Raw genomic sequence first — 19,632 nt, 5'->3', positions numbered from 1 at the left:
GACTTTTTTTAACTATAACTTTAATTTTTTGTCGAAAAATGTTTTAAAATGTAATAAAATAACTAACAATAGAATATTCAAACAATTCAAAAATTGTATACTGTTATACAGAAAATGATTAAATATTACGATAAGATATAAAAAAGAAAAGAAGGGAGCAATCATATGATTAAATTAATAGGGATTCTAATTATAGTAATAGGATTTATATTAAAACTAGATACTATAGCAGTAGTATTAGTAGCAGGAATAGTTACAGGTTTAGTTGGAGGACTTGGATTTACAGAAATATTATCAACACTTGGTGAAGCATTTATAAATACTAGATACATGACAATATTTTTACTTACACTTCCAGTAATAGGGATACTTGAAAGAAATGGATTAAGAGAAAGAGCAGCATATTTAATAAAGAAATTGAATTCTATGACAGCAGGCAAAGTTCTTATGATTTATGTATTTATAAGAGAAGTTGCAGCAGCCTTGTCATTAAGACTTGGAGGACATGTTCAATTTATTAGACCATTAATACTTCCAATGGCACAGGGAGCAGCAGAAAATAAATATGGACAACTTTCAGAAGCACAATTAGAACAATTAAAAGGATATTCAGCATCAGCAGAAAACTATGGTAATTTTTATGGACAAAATGTATTTATAGCATCTGGTGGAGTATTACTGGTAGTTGGTACACTTGATGAATTAGGTATTACAGTTACACCACTTGCTGTATCTAAAGCCGCAATTCCAGTAGCAATAATAGCATTTTTAGTAGCAGTTGTTCAATACTATTTATTGGATAAAAAACTGACTAGATTACAAACTGTACAAAATCAAAATACAAGTACAAATATAACAAATAGAAATGAGGTGGAATAGATGGTAGATATATTATTAGAAGGTATTTATATATTAGCAGGATTTGTATCACTTATGGCAGGTATTATGGCATTTAAAGATGAAAATCATCCAAAGAGAATAGGAACAACAATATTCTGGGGATTATTAGGACTTATATTTATATTTGGACCATATGTACCACCAGTATTAATAGGGTCATTATTATTATTTATGGGATTTTTAACTGCAACAAAACAAGTTACATTTGGTAGCCTTAAAAATTCTACAGAGGAATTTAGAGAAGAAAAAGCAAAACAAGTAGGAAATAAAATATTTGTACCAGCACTTTCTATAGCAGTAGTAGCATTTGGAGTAGCACAATTCACTTCTTTAGGAGGATTAGTGGGACTTGGATTTGGTGCAATTATAGCTACAGCATTTGCACTTTTAACAACAAAAACAAATGTAAAATATGTAAGTCATGATGGTTCACGTCTATTACAACAAGTAGGCTCAGCAAGTATATTACCACAGCTTTTAGCTGCACTTGGAGCATTATTTAATGCAGCAGGAGTAGGAAAAGTAATATCTGATGGAATATCAGGCATAATACCAGAAGGAAATATATTAGCCGGAGTAATAGCATACTGTGTTGGAATGGCTTTATTTACAATGATAATGGGAAATGCATTTGCAGCATTTGCAGTTATAACAGCAGGTGTAGGGCTACCATTTGTATTTGCTCAAGGGGCAAATCCAGCAGTGGCAGGAGTACTTGCACTTACAGCAGGATATTGTGGAACACTTATGACCCCAATGGCTGCTAATTTTAATGTAGTTCCAGCAGCAATACTTGAAACGAAAAATAAAAATAGAGTAATAATCTCACAAGTGCCAGTTGCATTTACAATGCTTGTAATTCACATAGTACTTATGTATACATTGGCATTTTAATATAAAAGGAAGGATGATTTGATGAAAGTTTTAATTACAGGATTCGATCCATTTGGAGGAGAAAAGGTAAATCCAGCATGGCTTGCAGTGAAAAAGATGAAAGATCAAATAGCAGGAGCAGAAATAGTAAAAGTTCAAATTCCTACAGTTTTTAGAGATTCAATAAATAAATTAGAGCAAGCAATAGAAATGGAAAAGCCAGATATAACACTATGTATAGGACAAGCAGGAGGAAGATATGAATTATCTGTAGAAAGAGTAGCAATAAATGTAGATGATGCACGTATTCCTGATAATAGAGATAATCAACCAATAGATAAAGTAATATATGAAGATGGACAAAATGCATATTTTGCAAAATTACCTATAAAGACAATGGTGAAAAATGCAAAAGATAATAATATTCCTGCAGCAGTTTCAAATACAGCTGGAACATTTGTATGTAACCATATAATGTATGGACTACTATATCTAATAGAAAAAAAATATCCTGAAATGAAAGGTGGATTTATTCACGTTCCTTTCATAGTAGAACAAGTAATAGACAAAAAAAATACTCCATCAATGTCACTTGAAGATATAACAAAGGGACTGGAATATTTTGTTGAAGCAGCAATAAAAAATGATAAAGACATAGAAGTTACAGGGGGAACTATTTGTTAGTAGAGGTGAGGATATGACACAAAAGATATTTGTATATGGTAGTTTAATGAAGGGTTTTTTCAATTATAACAATTACCTAAAGGATAAAATAAAATCTCGTAAACTTGCAAAAGTGAAAGGAGAGTTATATCATTTAGACAACAAAGGTTATCCTGCACTTTTAGAAGGTGATGATGATGTATTTGGTGAATTAATAGAAATAGAAGATTTTGATAAAAATTTAGTATCATTAGATACATTAGAAGGATATATAGAAAAAAACTCAGAATTAAATGAGTATAATAGAGTTATAAAGGATATAAAACTATTAGATAATGAAAAAATATTAAAAGCATATGTATATAGTTTCAATTTGAAAAACATACAAAATAGAAATGCAAAAAAAACATATATTCCTTCGGGAAGTTGGAGAGAATATATGAAAGTGAAAAGTAAAAGAGTTATTTAGGAGATGCATTAGCATCTCCTTTTATTAAATTTTTTTGAAATAGGTGAGTAATATGCAATACAAAATATTTGATAGAGAAATGCAAGAAAGAATGAGAAACTTTTTTATAGATAATTTAATAGACAAAGGAGTAATAAGGTACTACAAAAAGAATAGTGTAATATCAACTCCTACATCAGAATACATAGCTATAGTAGTAGATGGCAAAGTAAAACAAACCCTTATAAATGAAAATGGTGCATCAAAGTTACTATATATACTTCAAAGAGGAGAAGTAATAGGAGAAGTAGATTACTTTGGTGGTGGAGATATAAATAAGACATCTATAGCAATGACAGATGCATGTATTTCAATAATAAACAAGGAAAACTTAGAAAAATCATTAGAAAATAATCCAGATATATATAGATACTTCTTATATAGTTCGTCAAGGAAATTTAGAATAATAATGCTTCAATTGAAAAGTTTAGCTTTTAGCGATTCATTATCTGCGCTTTCAAATCAAATACTTAGACTATATGTCCAGGAAGGTAAAAAAATAAATGGTAAACATATAATAGACCTTCCACTAACTCATCAAGAGATATCAGAATTAATGGGGGTATCAAGAGTAACTGTTACAAGAGGGTTAAATATGCTTAAAGAAAAAAATATAATAGATATAGAAAATAAAAAAATAGTAATAATAAATATAAAAAAACTAGAAAAATTATCCCTTTAGTTCACATTACCTAGTGACTTGAATTCGGAATAATGTTACAATAATATTACAATGTAATATTATGTTTTAATTTGTAAAATGTGAACTAAAGGAGGGATATCTTGAAAGGAAAAGTATTAATACTGACATCAGGTATGCTTGTATTGTTTGCAGCTTCAAATGGTGATGTAAAAGAAGAATCACAAAATAAATTCTCTGAAATTTTATCGCCTAGAATATCTTATGCAACAGGAACAAGTATAAAAGATGTAAAAGTTACAACACAAGTATTAAACGTAAGGCAAAAGCCTACAACCAACTCTAAAAGACTTTCACAAGTAAGAGTTGGACAAGTCTATACAGTCTATGATCAAAGTGGATCATGGTACAAAATAAGAACAGGCAGTATTACAGGATGGATTCATGGTGATTATGTGATGGCTATTCCTACCAAAAATTATCCTGAGATAAAAGTAACAGCAACAAGATTAAATGTGAGATTAAAACCTACAATAAATAGTTATAGAATAAGTCAAGTATCAAAAGGCCAAAAGTTCAAACCAATAGATGAACAAAATGGCTGGTATAAGATAAACACAGGTAAAGTAACAGGATGGGTGCACGGTGATTATGTACAGAAAGCAAGTACTGAAAAACCAGATAAACCTAAACCACCAACAGGCACAGATACAGAACTAAAAGTAACAGCAGTAAAATTAAATGTAAGAACAGGCCCTTCAACTAGCTATAGAAGAATAAGTCAAGTATCAAAAGGCCAAAAATTCAAAGCAATAGATGAGAAAAATGGCTGGTACAAAATAAATACAGGTAAAGTAACAGGATGGGTTCATGGTGGATATGTAGAAAAAATAAAAGTAGAGAAACCTACAGAGCCAGAAAATCCAGATGTACCTGACAAAGAATTGCCAAAAGAAATAATAATAGATACACCAATATTAAATGTAAGAACAGGCCCTTCAACTAATTACACTAGAATATTTCAAGTATATGAAGGAAGAAAGTACAAGCCATTAGATGAGAAAAATGGCTGGTATAAAATAGATACAGGCAAGTTAACAGGATGGATTCATGGTGGATATGTAAAGAAAATAGAAGGCGAAACAGAACCTGAAAAGCCAGAAAAACCAAAAGAAGAATTAGAAGATATAATTATTACAAAGGATAAAGAAGTTACATATATAAATGATACTTTAAATATAAAAGTAGAAGCAGTAGGAAGCGAAAATGTAGAGTACGAATATTTAGTAAAAGTTCCCAATGGTGAATTTACAAAGTTAAAAAACTATAGTACAACTAATAGTATAAATTACACACCAAAAAATTCTGGTACATATACTATAAAGGTAAATGCTAGAATAAAAGGAACAACAGAAGTTATTTCAAAACAAATAACTCATACTGTAAAAGATGCACTACAACAAATAAATATTTCAAAAGATAAACAAAAAGACACATATATAAATGTTCCTGTAACAATCACAGCATTATCAGATATGGGGAATGTGGAATATGAATATTTTGTAAAGCGAAATGATGGAAGTTGGAAAAAACAAAAGGACTATTCATTAGATAATACTTTAGTATTCACTCCAACACAAAGAGGAAATTATATATTTAGAGTAAATGCTAGAATAAAAGGAACAACTAGAGTAGTAACTAGTGAAATAGCTCATTCTGTAGTAGGAAATATAATATATCAAAATATAAACTATAGCAAAAGTTTCCAAGATTTTCTACTTACACAGATGAATAAAAATCCTCAAACAGATAAATATGGATATGGATGGACTACAGCAAATTTACCTGATGTAGATAAATATCTAAATCCAGAAAATTTCATCCAAAATTCAGATAGAGAATATTCATACGATATAATAGGACAACTAAAAATAACTACTCCAATATTAAATGTACGTGAAAGTAATACAACTAGCACACCAGTAGTAGATCAAGTTGAAGGTGGACAAGTTTATACAATATTAGGAGAAAAAGATGGTTGGTATCAAATAAATACAGGAAAAGCAGCAGGATGGATACATGGAGGATATGTAAGCACAAGTTATAGGGCGAATTCAAATACAAGTTTATTTGACAAGATGACTGTAACAGCATCAGTATTAAATGTACGTGAAAGTTATACTACATCTACATCTGTTATAGACCAAGTGAAATACGGTGAAGTTTATAAACCAATAGAAGAACATAATGGCTGGTATAAAATAGATACAGGAAAAGTAGTTGGCTGGGTACATGGTGGTTATCTTAAAGGAGAAGAAGAAGCACATACAGTAAGTAGAGGAGAAACAGGTAATCTTTACTCTATAAAAGTAGATGCAGCAGTATTAAATGTAAGAAATAAACCAAGTGAAAGTGGATCATTACTTTCTCGAGTTAAAGCAGATGAAATATATATTGTATTAGGAGAGCAAAATGGATGGTATAAAATAAAAGTCAATGGAATAGTAGGTTGGGTATCAGGCGACTATACATCTAATTCAAATAAAGCTCCACAAGAAATGTATCAGTTCTTAGTATTATCAGGAAGTAGTGGACTTGATGCATCTCAATTAAACAATATATTAAAAGGTAAAGGAATACTTGAAGGTAAAGGTGCAGCATTTATAGAAGCAAGTAGAAAATATAATATAAATGAAATATACCTAATATCACATGCATTGTTAGAAACAGGATATGGTAAGTCAACACTTGCAACAGGGGTAAAGGTAAATGGAAAAATAGTATATAATATGTATGGAATAGGAGCATATGATTCAAATCCTATAGGTGGTGGAAGTCAATATGCATATAACTCTGGATGGTTTACTCCAGAACAAGCAATAATAGGAGGAGCAAAATTTATATCAGAGAAATATGTAAATAATCCAAACTACAAACAAGACACATTATATAAGATGAAATGGAATCCAGATTCCCCAGGAGTACATCAATATGCAACAGATATAGGTTGGGCATCAAAACAAACAAGAAAAATAAAAGAATTATATGAACTATGTGATGACTATACACTTAGATTTGAAATACCAAAGTATGGTGTAAAGAATTAGTTTTATAATCCCCTCAAATTGAGGGGATTATTTTTGTGAATCTTGCTTTAGATTGATATATAAGGTACAATATATACAAAGATTTATACTAGCTACAAAAGCAACAGTAGAATTTGTACTTAAAAGAAATGATTTAAAAGATGATTTTATGGAATATTTAAAAGAGATAGTTAAATAGTAATGAAATGATAGAATCATGTGATTCTATCATTTTTGGTTTATTAAAGGCATTTAAACTGAACAAATTTAAACATTTTTTAACAAATATACTACTAAGCTACTATTGACTTATATCAGAAAAAGTATAATACTGTAATGAGAATAGTAAATTAAAATTTACATTGATTAGGGTGTTGATATGAACGTATTACTGGTAACGCAGCATTTCCCTCCTGAGATAGGAGCAGCGTCAAATCGTATGAATAATATTGCATACTATTTGAATGAAGAAAATATAAATTTAACTGTATTAACAAGTGAGCCAACTTATCCAAATAGAGACTTATATAAAAATATATCATGGAATAAAAAAGATAATAATCTAGAAAATATAGAGATATTAAGAGTTCAAAGTTTTTATAATGATTATTCATCTAATAAAGTAAAAAGAATAGGCTTATACTTAAATTTCATGATAAGAGGAATATTAGATGCTTTAAAAAACAAGAAAAAATTTGATAGAATCATAGTAACCTCTCCACCTATATTTGCAGTAGTTATAGGAGTAATACTGAAAAAGCGTTATAAAGCTAAATTAATATTAGATATTAGAGACTTATGGCCAGATTCAGTCAAAGAATTGAAATTATTTAAAAATGAAATGATACTTAAGCCAGCATATATTTTTGAAGATATAATGTATAGAAAAGCTGATAAGATTATAATTAATAGCAAAGGATTCATAGAGCCATTAAAATCAAAAGGATTAGATGAAAATAAAATAATATATATCCCCAATGGAATAATGAAACAAGAACTTAATAAAATTAATAATGATTTTAAAAAAAAGAATGATATAATTGAAATTGTATATGCAGGAACTATAGGGTATGCTCAAGGAATAGATTCATTAATTGAAATTGCAAAGAATTTAAGATCACATACCAATATAAGATTTAAAATAATAGGCACAGGAGTAGAGTTAGAAAAGATTAGGGATTTAATTAAAAGTTACAATTTGAATAATATAGAACTCCTAGGGGTAGTGTCAAAAGATAAGGTTTTTAGAGAATTATCTAAATGTCATATAGGATTTATTCATCTAAAAGACATAGAAGTCTTTAAGACAGTTATACCGTCAAAAATATTTGAATATATGTTAGCTAAATTGCCAATATTAGCAGGTGTGAAGGGGTATATAGCATCTATGATATATGAAAAAAATATTGGGTTAGTATCGGAACCATATGATATAAAATCTATGTCAGAAAATATATTGAAATTGGCAAATAATGAAGAATTAAGAAAAAAGATAATAGATAATCAATCTAGATTATTGAAACAAGAATTTATCTGGGATGAAAATATTAAAAAACTTATAGATTTGTTATAGAAAGGAAATAGAATATGTCAGTATTAAAACGAGCAATAAATGATTACAAAAAATATAAAGAATATATATTATATACAACAAAATCAGAACTAAAAGTTCAGTTATCAAGTACATTTTTAGGGTATTTTTGGTGGATATTAGATCCATTAATGTACATGCTAGTATATATGTTAGTAGTAATGGTGATATTTCAAAGAGGTGGAGAAAACTTCCCAATATTTGTATTTGCAGCATTAGTACCATGGAAATGGACAGTTTCTTCAATAAAAGATTCTACAAAAAGTATAAAAGGTAAGTCGTCAATATTACAACAAGTATACTTACCTAAATTTATACTTCCGTTGATTAAAACATTAATAAATACTACAAAGTATTTATTTGGAATATTAGTATTGTTAGTATTAATGATATTTTTTGGAGTACCTTATACATTACATTTATTTGAGTTTTTAGCTGTGTTTTTTGTTCAATTATTATTAATATTAGGACTTGGATTTATATTCTCTCATTTAGGTGTATTTTTTAAAGATATTGACAATATATTAGACTTTACATTAAGATTTTGGTTTTATGTATCTCCGACCCTTTATGATTTAGAGAGTATTCCAGAAAGTGTTAGATTTATATGGTGGTTTAATCCATTAACAACCATATATACAAGTTATAGAAATATATTTTTAGAAGGGACATCACCATTATACTTACCATTATTAGTTTGGTTGATAGTCGGTATAATTCTAATAACTATAGGGTTGAAATATCTTTATAAATTTGACAAAAACTACACAAAGGTGATATAAAATGAATAATTTAGCAATTGAAGTTAAAAATTTAAATTTAAAATATAAATTTATTAAAAGTATGAACATGAAAAAAGAATTAGTAAAAATGTTTAAACGTCAAAAAAATATAAGAACAAAAGAAGTATGGGCATTACAAGATGTTAGTTTTCAGATAGAAAAAGGGAGTAATGTTGGAATTATAGGAAGTAATGGTTCAGGGAAAACTACATTACTTAAAACAATAGCAAATATTTTCCAACCTGATTCTGGGGAAATACATGTTTATGAAGATTCTATATCTTTACTAACACTAGGAGCAGGATTCCAGCCTGAATTAAGTGGTTATGAAAATGTATATTTAAATGGATTAACATTAGGATTTACAAAAAAAGAGATAGACAATAAAATTGATGAAATAATTGAATTCTCAGAGCTAGGAGATTTCATATATAATCCTATAAGAACATATTCTTCAGGTATGAAAAGTAGACTTGCCTTTTCCATAGCAATTCATATAGAACCAGATATTCTTCTTATAGATGAAGTGTTAGGTGTAGGGGATCAATCATTTAAAGATAAAAGTACTCAGAAATTAAAAGAAATAATATATGAAGATAGAACAGTAATTATGGTATCTCATAGTTTATCTACAATAAGAGACTTATGTGATACCGTGTTATGGATTGAAAAAGGAAAAGTAAAAGACTTTGGTCCTACAGAACAAATACTAAAAGATTATAAAGAATATATGAATAACATAAGAAAGAAAAGAGGTAATTAATTTTGAATAAAAGTATTTGTATGTTTGTGTGGAATCATTTTACAAACGATGCTAGAGTATTAAGGGAATGTACAGCACTTTCAGATTCAGGTTATGATGTAGACTTAATATGTATTCATGATCCTAATGATAAAAGTTTACCTATGGAAGAAGATATAAATGGGTTTCATGTCAAAAGAGTTAAAAGATATCCAGATATATATTTAAAATCAAAAGAGTGGAGAAAATCTTTATCTAAATTTAAAAGAAAAGTAATGAATAATAAATTACTTTTAATACCTCTTATTCCTTTAGCTATAATAGCTTTACCTTTATTTATTATATATAAATTAGTAGGATTATTTCTTAAGAAAGCTAATCTTATGAAAATATATATTAGATTTATGATATTTGTAAGAATGATAAGAGAAGGACTAAAAAAAGATTATAATATTTATCATAGTAATGATTTAAATACATTGCCCCAAGGATATATCTGCAAATTATTTAAGAGAACAAAATTAGTATATGACTCCCATGAAGTACAAACAGATAGGACGGGATATGTAGGGAAGCAATATTACTATTTAGAAAAGTTTTTGATAACAAAAATAGACAAAATGATAATGACAACAGATACAAGAGCAGATTATACTAAAAAACTATATAATATAAAAAAACCAGAGGTAATTCACAATTATCCTTTTTATAAAGAAATAAATGAAGAATTTGATTTGAGAAAAATAGCTAATATAGATGAAAGTGAACCTATATTATTATATCAAGGTGGAATACAAGAGGGGAGAGGTATTGAAAAGATAGTTGAAGCTATACCATATTTTGATAGAGGAATAGTAGTATTTTTAGGAGACGGAAAACTGAAGCCTAAAATAATAGATATGGTAAAAGAAATGAAATTAGAAGAAAAAGTAAGATTTATACCAAAGGTACCAGTTAATGATTTACCTAAATACACCAAGAATGCTTATTTAGGATTTCAAGTATTACAAAATATTTGTTTTAATCATTATTCTACATTATCAAATAAATTATTTGAATACATGATGGCAGAAGTACCTGTAATAGCAAGTGATTTTCCAGAAATAAAGAAAGTAGTAAAAGGAGAAGGGACAGGTCTTGCAGTAAATACAGAAGATAGTAAAGAAATAGCAAAAGTAGTTAATATATTATTGAATGATAAAGATAAATGGAAAGAAGCTAAATTAAATTGTAAAAAAGTAAAAAAAATATATAATTGGGAAAATGAAAAAGAAAAGTTTATAGGAATATATGAAGATATAATATAGATTAAATTAGTTTATATAAGAAGGTGAAATAAGTGAATGATGATCAAATAACTAACCGATACTATGGTAAAGTGGATTCAGAAAAAACTTTTCAAAAAACACAATATAGAATACATTGGATATGTAAGAATGTAAAAGGAAACAAAGTTATTGATATAGGAAGTAGTCAAGGTATAGTATCAATATTATTGGGAAGAGAAGGATTTAATGTTACAGGAATAGATTTAGAAGAAAATAAAATAAAAGAAGCTCAGGAAGAATTATCTAAAGAATCAGAAATAGTAAAGAAAAATATAAGGTTTATAAATTATGACTCTACTAAATTAGAACAAAAATTTGTCGATGAAAAATTTGATACTGCTATTTTAGGAGAGGTACTAGAGCATTTTAGTCATCCTGAAAAATTATTAAAACCTATATATAATATTTTAAATTCTAAAGCACGACTAGTACTCACGGTTCCATTTGGATACCTGAGATTTCATGATCATAAACAAACATTTTACATTTATACATTAATAAGAGAGTTATATCCTTACTTTGAAACAATATCAATTGAGGTAAGAGATAAAGTTATATATTATATAGGTGAAAGAAGAGAGGCATATTTAGACTCTATTGATAAATTAGATATAAATAAATTACTTGACTGGATAAAGTTGGGTGAAGAAGAATTTGCTAATATTGAAAAAAATTTAGACAAATTAAATCGTGATAGAAAAAAACTTTTAGATAAAAGAAATGAAGAAATAAAAAATCTTAAAAATTATATTCAAAACATCAAAAATGATGACTTATCCACATCTAATGAATCAAAAAAATATATTGATGAAGAATATTTAATGAAAGAAATAATAGGGCTAGAACAAAAACTATATAAAAAACAATTAGAATTAAAAGTGAAAAATGATATATTGAAAAATGCATACAACAAAATAAAAAACTTAAGTAGCAATACTTCTACAAGATATAAGCTAGGTGAAGCGTTAATATCTGCTATTAAATCACCTAAAAAAGCTATTAAACTACCTAAAACTTTAATAAGTATTTATAGAAAATATAAAAAAGAATCGAAAAATTTACTAGAGTATATAGAACTGAATGATGTAAGAAAGGTAATTAAACCTATAGAGTCAAGTAGGGGAGGTATAATATTTACACCTACTAATGGAGCGGGATTAGGACACTTGACTAGATTATTAGCTATTGCAAGAAGAATAAAAAAAATAGATCCAGATAGAGAAATAATTTTTTTCTCAACTAGCTCTGCTATGCACTTAATCCTTCAAGAAGGATTTTTAGGGTATCATCTACCTTCTAAAATGTTATTTTCAGAAGATGTTACAGCTACTCAATGGAATGGTTTGTTAGAAGAGCAACTAAGTAGAATTATTCAAATGCATAGACCATCCATGTTAGTGTTTGATGGGGCATATCCTTATGCTGGTCTAGTGTCTACAATGACAGAAACTCAAAATTTGAATAAAATTTGGATTAAAAGAGGGCGTGCTAAACAAGGCCTTGAGACTATAAGAGATGATAAAGAAAAGTTTTTTGATCATGTTTTAAAACCAGGAGAAGCTGGAATGATAAAAAAAGAAAATGAGTTTAATCCAGTTATTTACCTTGAAAAAACTGAATTATTATCTAAAGAAGAAGTTAGAAAGAAATTACAAATTCCAAAGGGATATAAAATTGTATATGTCCAATTAGGAGCAGGAAATATTGATGATATTAATTCTACTATAAATAAAGTACTTAAAATATTAGAACAAAAAGAAGATGTTTATATTGTTATGGGAGAATCAATTATTGGCAAGAGACTAAATATATTCCAAGATAGATTATTAGTTATAAGGGATTATCCAAATTCTAGATATTTTAAAGCATTTGATATGGCAATTTCAGCGACTGGATACAATACTTTTCATGAATTAATGTATTTTGGTGTGCCTTCCATATTTATACCTAATACAAATACAAAAACAGATGATCAATTAGCAAGAGCAAAAAAAGCAGCTATGGCAGGAGCAGCAAAAGTTATAGAAGAAGTGGCAGATCAAACTTTAACAGAAAATATTGATTATGTACTAAATCCTTCAAATAATTTAAAGATGAAAGAGAATTGCAAAAAATTAATTGATACTAATGGAGCAGATGAGATAGCTGAATTTATTTCAAAAACTATTAATGATGTATAAATTATGAAAGGAGAAAAATTTAATGAAATTATATGAAAAGATAAAGAATAAAGAAGAAAAAATTTCAGTAATAGGGTTAGGTTATGTAGGCTTACCATTAGCAATAGCATTTGCGAAAAGAACTGATGTAATAGGAATAGATCATAATAAGAATAAAATTAAGAAATATCATGATGGAATAGATGTAACGGGTGAAGTTGGAGATAAATCAATAAAAGAAACTTCAGCTGTATTAACAAATGATGAATCTAAGATTAGAGAAGCTAAATTTCATATTGTAGCAGTACCTACACCTATTAATGGAGATAAAACACCAAATTTAGATCCAGTAGTATCTGCAACAACAACAGTTGGAAGAAATCTTACAAAAGGCTCTATAGTGGTATTTGAATCAACTGTATATCCTGGAGTAACAGAAGAAGTATGTGTACCTATATTAGAAAAAGAATCAGGACTTAAATATGGAGAAGACTTTAAAGTTGGATATTCACCAGAAAGAATAAATCCAGGAGATAAAGTAAACACTTTAGAAAAAATAGTAAAAATAGTGTCAGGTATGGACGATGAAACATTAGAAGATGTGGCAAAGGTTTATGAGTTAATAATTGAAGCAGGAGTTCATAGAGCTGAGAGTATAAAAGTAGCAGAAGCAGCAAAGGTCATAGAAAATTCACAAAGAGATATAAATATTGCATTTATGAATGAGTTATCTCAGATATTCAATATGATGAATATAGATACAAAGGCAGTACTTGAAGCAGCGGGAACTAAATGGAACTTTTTAAACTTTACCCCAGGGTTAGTAGGAGGACATTGTATAGGAGTAGATCCATATTACTTTGTATATAAAGCAGAACAATTAGGCTATCATTCTCAAATAATATTATCAGGAAGAAAGATAAATGATAATATGGGAAAGTATGTAGCAGAAAACACAGTAAAAACCCTTATTAAAGCAGATAAAAAAATAAAAGATGCTAAAGTAGTGGTACTTGGTATAACATTTAAAGAGAATTGTCCAGATGTAAGGAATACCAGAGTAATAGATATAATAAATGAGTTGAAAGAATATGGCATAGACATTACAGTAGTAGATCCATTAGCAGATAAAGAAGAAGTATTTGAAGAATATGGATTAGAGCTTAAACCGATAAATGAGATAAAAAATATGGATGCAGTAGTAATAGCGGTACCACACAATGAATTTCAAAAAATATCATTAGGAGACATTAAAAAATTATATTGGAATCATAAGCCAGTATTGATTGATGTAAAAGGAATGTTAGATAAAAAAAGTGCAGAAGATATGAATTACTTATATTGGAGATTGTAATTATATTAGGAGAGGATTTATGATGGATAAAATCTGTGTTATAGGATTAGGATACATTGGTCTACCTACAGCAACAATGTTTGCTTTAAATGGAAAACAAGTTGTTGGAGTAGATGTAAATCAAAAAGTAGTAGATAAGTTAAACAGAGGACAAGTTCATATAGAAGAGCCAGGACTTGGTGAAGCATTTAAAAAAATGGTAGATGAAAAAAAGATAAAAGCAAGCACTACACCAGAAGTGGCAGATGTATTTATAATAGCAGTACCAACACCAAACAAAGATGATGAATATAAATCATGTGATTTAAGCTATGTAGAATCAGCAACTCGTTCTATATTACCATTTATTAAAAAAGGTGATGTAGTTATATTAGAATCTACAATATCACCTACTACAACAGATGAGACAGTAAAACCAATTATAGAAAAAAAAGGATTTAAAATAGGTGAAGATATATTTTTAGCTCATTGCCCAGAGAGAGTACTCCCAGGAAAAATAATGGAAGAGTTGGTAGAAAATAATAGAATAGTAGGTGGAGTAACAGAAAAATGTACAGATGAAGCAGCAAAAATATATAAAACTTTTGTAAAGGGTGAAATATTAAAAACTACATCAAAAACAGCAGAAATGTCTAAACTTATGGAAAATACATTTAGAGATGTAAATATTGCACTTGCAAATGAACTTACAAAAATATGTAACAAATTAGACATTAGTTCACTAGATGTAGTGAATCTTGCAAATAAACATCCTAGAGTAAATATTCATACTCCAGGACCTGGAGTAGGTGGACATTGCCTTGCAGTAGATCCATATTTCATAATAGAAAAAGCTCCTGAACTAGCTAATATAATATCATTAGCTCGTGAAACAAATAATTCTATGCCTAAATACGTAGTATCAAAAGTGGAAGAATTATTACCTAAAAATGATTCAAAAGTATCAGTGTTTGGTATAACTTATAAAGGAAATACAGATGATTTAAGAGAATCTCCAGCTATTGAAATAGTAGATATACTTAAAAACAAGGGTATAAATGTAGTATTACATGATCCACATGTAAAAGATACTGAACTTACCCTTTTAGATAGAGAAGAAGCAGTAGAAGATTCAGATATGATACTTATATTATCAGATCATAATGAATTTAAAGATATAAACTATAAGGAACTTGTAAAATCAATGAATACACCTTTAATATTTGATACAAAAAACATATTAAAAGAAGAAAATTTTGAAGGTACAAATATGATATTTAAAAATTTAGGAAATATACCAGATAAATAACACCATAGTATCATGGTGTTATTTATCTACATAGAAAAGAAGGGATATATCATGAATTTATTTAAATTAGGTAAATTTAATAAAACAAACAAATTAATAGCTATGATAATGGATATAGGACTAGTTTTATTAGGTTTTTATATATCATATTTAGTTAAGTTTGATTTTGATATACCTAAGAGGAATATAGAACCTTTTATAGATCTATTACCAATAATAGCTTTATTTACAGTAATGTTTTTTGATTTATATGGACTATTATCTATAAGAAAAAAATCCTCATTAGAAACATTATTATCCTTAAGTATATCTCTTGCAATGATATCTTTAGCATCAATGGCAGTTACATTTATATTTAGAGGATTTGCTTTTCCCAGAACAGTATTTATATTAGCATATATTTTTCAATTAATATTATTGGGAATTTGGAGGTTATTTCTTATAGATGTAGTTAAAAGATTTCATGGTATAAAAGAAATTTTAATAATAGGTGAAAAAGAAAATATAAATAATATAGCTAAAAAAGTATTGAACAATAGAAAATGGTATACTATAAAGTATTTATATTATAAAGGTATAGATAGAAAGTTATATAAATATATTAACAAAGTAGATGCAGTAATTATATCTACAGATATTGAATATAAGGATAGATTAAATATAATTAAAAATGCTCAAAGAAGAAATAAAGAAGTGTTTTTAATACCTAATCTTCAAGATATGTTTATATTAAAATCAAAAATTGAAGAATTTGATGATATATTGACATTTAAGATATCACCAATGGAGTTGACACTTGAACAAAGAATAGTAAAAAGATTTATTGATATAACCATATCGGCTATAGGATTAATAATAGCATCACCAATTTTATTAATAGTAGCTATAGCTATAAAAATAGATTCTAAAGGACCAATACTATATAAGCAAATAAGAATAACTTTCAATAATAAAGAATTTAACATATATAAATTTAGAAGTATGGTTCAAAATGCAGAAAAAACTACAGGACCTGTACTTAGTGACAAAGAAGATCCTCGTATAACAAGTGTAGGTAGGTTTTTAAGAAGTACAAGAATTGATGAGATTCCACAGCTTATTAATGTATTAAAAGGAGATATGAGCATAGTAGGACCAAGACCTGAAAGGCCATTTTTTGTAGAAAAATTTGCAAATATAGATCCTGATTACAAATATAGGATGAATGTAAAAGCAGGAATTACAGGTTTAGCTCAAATACAAGGGAAATATGCATCATCATTTGAAGAAAAATTAAAATTTGACTTAATGTATATAAGAAATTATAATTTATTAGAAGATATAATTATAATTTTTCAAACTATAGTAGTTGTGTTTATAAAAGATAAATCTGAAGGGATTATAGAAAAGGATTTAGAAAATGTATTGGAAGAAGTAGGATTAGAAAGTGATTTTAAAAAAGGTGTAACTAAAATTAAAGAAGAAAAGGAGTAATATTTAATGATTAAAATTATGACAGTATTTGGAACTAGGCCTGAAGCTATTAAAATGGCTCCATTAATAAAAAAATTAGAAGAATCTAGAGAGATAAAATCAATAGTATGTGTGACAGCTCAACATAGACAAATGCTTGACCAAGTATTAGAATTATTTAACATTAATCCAGATTACGATTTAAATATAATGAAAGATAGACAAAGTATAACTGGAATAACAACAAATGTATTGAAGGGAATTGAAGAAGTTATTTTAAAAGAAAATCCTGATATGATATTAGTACATGGAGATACAACTACAACATTTGCAGGATCTCTAGCAGCATTTTATCAAAAAGTACCTGTAGGACATGTGGAAGCAGGACTTAGAAGTGGGGATAAATATTCACCATATCCAGAAGAAATTAATAGAAGTCTTACTGGAAGGATAGCAAGTATTCATTTTGCTCCTACAATAAGCAATAAAAACAACTTATTAGAGGAAAATATTGCTGAAAAAGATATAACAATAACAGGTAACACAGTAATAGATGCACTTATGATGGCTATAGATAAAGACTATAAATTCAGTGAAGAAAAATTAAATAATATAGATTTTGATAATAAAAAGGTAATACTTTTAACTTCACATAGGAGAGAAAATCTAGGACAGCCTATGATAAATATATTTAATTCAGTAAAAAGAATAATAGAAGAAAATAAGGATGTTGAAATAGTATTTCCAGTACATTTAAATCCTAAAGTAAGAGAATTAGTGAAAAGTGTATTAGGAGAAGTAGAAAGAGTTCATCTTATAGAACCTTTAGATTACAAACCATTTGTAAATTTGATGTCTAAATGTGATATCATAATGTCAGATTCAGGAGGAATACAAGAAGAAGCACCTTCTCTTGGTAAACCAGTAATAGTACTTAGAAAAGAAACAGAAAGACCAGAAGCGGTAGAAGCAGGAACAGTAAAAATAGTAGGAATAGAAGAAAATGATGTATATGAAGCAGTAAATACTCTCATAAAAGATAAAAATGAATACGATAAAATGGCTAATGCAATTAATCCGTATGGAGATGGTAAGGCTAGTGATAGGATAGTGAAAGGGATATTAGAGTATTTTAATAAACCTTAAATTAGAATTTTATTACCAATTTAAGGTTGACTATATTAATCTATTACTATACAATAAATGTAGAAAAATTTAAAAATACTAGTATTTATTTCATTATTTTTACGAATGGAATTAATGTATTTATAAATTTAAAATAAAGTAGAGGTAAATTATGGAATATAATAATGATATATCAATTTCTAATAAAACAAATTATAATTCATTACGTAATAGCAGGTATTATTTATTAACTAAAAGGACTTTTGACTATTTAGGAGCGTTAATTTTACTCATATTATCTAGTCCAATTATGTTATTTATAAGTGTAACGATTAAAATGACTTCTAAAGGTCCTATTTTGTTTAAGCAAGAAAGAATTGGTAAGGATAGCAAGGTTTTTATTATTTATAAGTTTAGGACAATGGTAGTTGGATGTCCAAATGTACCAACAGATGAAATGAAAGATGCGGATAAATATAGAACTAAAATAGGTAGTATTATAAGAAAGTTGAGTTTAGATGAATTGCCACAGTTATTTAATATTTTAAAAGGAGAAATGAGTTTTATTGGTCCAAGACCTATGATTAAAGATCATGGTTATTTGATTAAAGAAAGAAAGAAAAAAGGGATAGATAAATTGTACCCAGGAATTAGCGGTTGGGCTCAAGTTAATGGTAGAGATGGAATTAAAGATAAAGATAAGTTGAAATTTGATGAAAAATATCTACAAAATTTTAGCATGGCAATGGACATAAAGGTCTTTATTAAGACAATATTTAAAGTATTAAAAAAAGAAGATATATTATTATAATAGGTTTGTGAATTAAGACAATTTTAATAATAAGTCGTTTACCAAATTGGATGTAATTTGGTAAACGACTTATTATTTTTGTTGAATTTATATATTAATATTTTTAATAAGAATATATTGTTAAAACTTATTTAATCTTAAGAAAAGTTATAAGAAAAAAACATACAATTGACTTTAAATAATATGTAGAAAAAAGGATTATTAGATGATATAATGTCAAATGATAAGGTTTATATTTAAAATGACAAGGGGGAGATAATATGAAAATAAAAAGTAAGTTTACAATTTTACTTATGATATTTATTTTATTCTTTACATCATTAGCAAATG

17 protein-coding genes are annotated in these 19,632 nt (G+C 27.6%); all 17 read left to right on the top strand.

What is annotated here, in order from left to right:
• Positions 1-168 precede the first annotated feature (168 nt).
• Complete coding sequence (locus D3Z33_RS15140; RefSeq protein WP_347561296.1) at positions 169-879, top strand: DUF969 domain-containing protein; 711 nt, start codon at positions 169-171, stop codon at positions 877-879.
• Positions 880-1,794, top strand: a complete 915-nt coding sequence (locus D3Z33_RS15135) for a DUF979 domain-containing protein (protein ID WP_160198615.1) — start codon at positions 880-882, stop codon at positions 1,792-1,794.
• Positions 1,795-1,815: 21 nt separating this feature from the next.
• The gene (pcp, locus tag D3Z33_RS15130; protein ID WP_160198614.1) at positions 1,816-2,457 is read left to right on the top strand and encodes a pyroglutamyl-peptidase I; all 642 of its coding nucleotides are present in this window, start codon (positions 1,816-1,818) and stop codon (positions 2,455-2,457) included.
• A gap of 13 nt (positions 2,458-2,470) precedes the next feature.
• Positions 2,471-2,905, top strand: a complete 435-nt coding sequence (locus D3Z33_RS15125) for a gamma-glutamylcyclotransferase family protein (RefSeq protein WP_160198613.1) — start codon at positions 2,471-2,473, stop codon at positions 2,903-2,905.
• Between the two features lie 52 nt (positions 2,906-2,957).
• On the top strand, positions 2,958-3,626 hold the full coding sequence (locus D3Z33_RS15120) for a Crp/Fnr family transcriptional regulator (RefSeq protein ID WP_160198612.1): 669 nt from the start codon (positions 2,958-2,960) through the stop codon (positions 3,624-3,626).
• 101 nt (positions 3,627-3,727) lie between these two features.
• A complete protein-coding gene (locus D3Z33_RS15115; RefSeq protein WP_160198611.1) occupies positions 3,728-6,691 on the top strand; it encodes an SH3 domain-containing protein in 2,964 nt (987 codons plus the stop codon).
• Between the two features lie 52 nt (positions 6,692-6,743).
• Positions 6,744-6,869, top strand: coding sequence for a hypothetical protein (locus tag D3Z33_RS17010; protein ID WP_279279098.1), 126 nt, complete (start codon positions 6,744-6,746; stop codon positions 6,867-6,869).
• Between the two features lie 180 nt (positions 6,870-7,049).
• The gene (locus D3Z33_RS15110) at positions 7,050-8,243 is read left to right on the top strand and encodes a glycosyltransferase family 4 protein (protein ID WP_160198610.1); all 1,194 of its coding nucleotides are present in this window, start codon (positions 7,050-7,052) and stop codon (positions 8,241-8,243) included.
• Between the two features lie 14 nt (positions 8,244-8,257).
• Positions 8,258-9,043: an ABC transporter permease gene (locus tag D3Z33_RS15105; RefSeq protein ID WP_160198609.1), complete on the top strand. Its 786-nt coding sequence runs from the start codon at positions 8,258-8,260 to the stop codon at positions 9,041-9,043.
• Position 9,044: 1 nt separating this feature from the next.
• Positions 9,045-9,806, top strand: coding sequence for an ABC transporter ATP-binding protein (locus tag D3Z33_RS15100; protein WP_160198608.1), 762 nt, complete (start codon positions 9,045-9,047; stop codon positions 9,804-9,806).
• Between the two features lie 2 nt (positions 9,807-9,808).
• Positions 9,809-11,092, top strand: a complete 1,284-nt coding sequence (locus D3Z33_RS15095) for a glycosyltransferase (protein WP_201750555.1) — start codon at positions 9,809-9,811, stop codon at positions 11,090-11,092.
• A 32-nt stretch (positions 11,093-11,124) separates the two neighbouring features.
• A complete protein-coding gene (locus tag D3Z33_RS17145) occupies positions 11,125-13,293 on the top strand; it encodes a methyltransferase domain-containing protein (protein WP_160198607.1) in 2,169 nt (722 codons plus the stop codon).
• A 22-nt stretch (positions 13,294-13,315) separates the two neighbouring features.
• A complete protein-coding gene (locus tag D3Z33_RS15085) occupies positions 13,316-14,626 on the top strand; it encodes a nucleotide sugar dehydrogenase (RefSeq protein WP_160198606.1) in 1,311 nt (436 codons plus the stop codon).
• A 19-nt stretch (positions 14,627-14,645) separates the two neighbouring features.
• Positions 14,646-15,914, top strand: coding sequence for a nucleotide sugar dehydrogenase (locus D3Z33_RS15080; RefSeq protein ID WP_279279097.1), 1,269 nt, complete (start codon positions 14,646-14,648; stop codon positions 15,912-15,914).
• Positions 15,915-15,965: 51 nt separating this feature from the next.
• A complete protein-coding gene (locus tag D3Z33_RS15075; RefSeq protein WP_160198605.1) occupies positions 15,966-17,387 on the top strand; it encodes a sugar transferase in 1,422 nt (473 codons plus the stop codon).
• Positions 17,388-17,393: 6 nt separating this feature from the next.
• A complete protein-coding gene (gene wecB / locus D3Z33_RS15070) occupies positions 17,394-18,512 on the top strand; it encodes a non-hydrolyzing UDP-N-acetylglucosamine 2-epimerase (RefSeq protein ID WP_160198604.1) in 1,119 nt (372 codons plus the stop codon).
• A gap of 151 nt (positions 18,513-18,663) precedes the next feature.
• The gene (locus tag D3Z33_RS15065; RefSeq protein WP_160198603.1) at positions 18,664-19,302 is read left to right on the top strand and encodes a sugar transferase; all 639 of its coding nucleotides are present in this window, start codon (positions 18,664-18,666) and stop codon (positions 19,300-19,302) included.
• Positions 19,303-19,632 lie beyond the last annotated feature (330 nt).

Origin of the sequence: Senegalia massiliensis (assembly GCF_009911265.1) — a bacterium.
GTDB lineage: Bacteria > Bacillota > Clostridia > Tissierellales > SIT17 > Anaeromonas > Anaeromonas massiliensis_A.
This window is presented reverse-complemented; position numbering and strand designations above follow the sequence as displayed.

Excerpts from the sequence above, each read along its gene's own strand:
- wecB (WP_160198604.1), top strand. The coding sequence starts at position 17,394 with ATGATTAAAATTATGACAGTATTTGGAACTAGGCCTGAAGCTATTAAA.
- D3Z33_RS15065 (WP_160198603.1), top strand. The coding sequence starts at position 18,664 with ATGGAATATAATAATGATATATCAATTTCTAATAAAACAAATTATAAT.
- D3Z33_RS15080 (WP_279279097.1), top strand. The coding sequence starts at position 14,646 with ATGATGGATAAAATCTGTGTTATAGGATTAGGATACATTGGTCTACCT.
- D3Z33_RS15085 (WP_160198606.1), top strand. The coding sequence starts at position 13,316 with ATGAAATTATATGAAAAGATAAAGAATAAAGAAGAAAAAATTTCAGTA.
- D3Z33_RS15120 (WP_160198612.1), top strand. The coding sequence starts at position 2,958 with ATGCAATACAAAATATTTGATAGAGAAATGCAAGAAAGAATGAGAAAC.
- D3Z33_RS15125 (WP_160198613.1), top strand. The coding sequence starts at position 2,471 with ATGACACAAAAGATATTTGTATATGGTAGTTTAATGAAGGGTTTTTTC.
- pcp (WP_160198614.1), top strand. The coding sequence starts at position 1,816 with ATGAAAGTTTTAATTACAGGATTCGATCCATTTGGAGGAGAAAAGGTA.
- D3Z33_RS15100 (WP_160198608.1), top strand. The coding sequence starts at position 9,045 with ATGAATAATTTAGCAATTGAAGTTAAAAATTTAAATTTAAAATATAAA.
- D3Z33_RS15135 (WP_160198615.1), top strand. The coding sequence starts at position 880 with ATGGTAGATATATTATTAGAAGGTATTTATATATTAGCAGGATTTGTA.
- D3Z33_RS15110 (WP_160198610.1), top strand. The coding sequence starts at position 7,050 with ATGAACGTATTACTGGTAACGCAGCATTTCCCTCCTGAGATAGGAGCA.
- D3Z33_RS15075 (WP_160198605.1), top strand. The coding sequence starts at position 15,966 with ATGAATTTATTTAAATTAGGTAAATTTAATAAAACAAACAAATTAATA.
- D3Z33_RS15105 (WP_160198609.1), top strand. The coding sequence starts at position 8,258 with ATGTCAGTATTAAAACGAGCAATAAATGATTACAAAAAATATAAAGAA.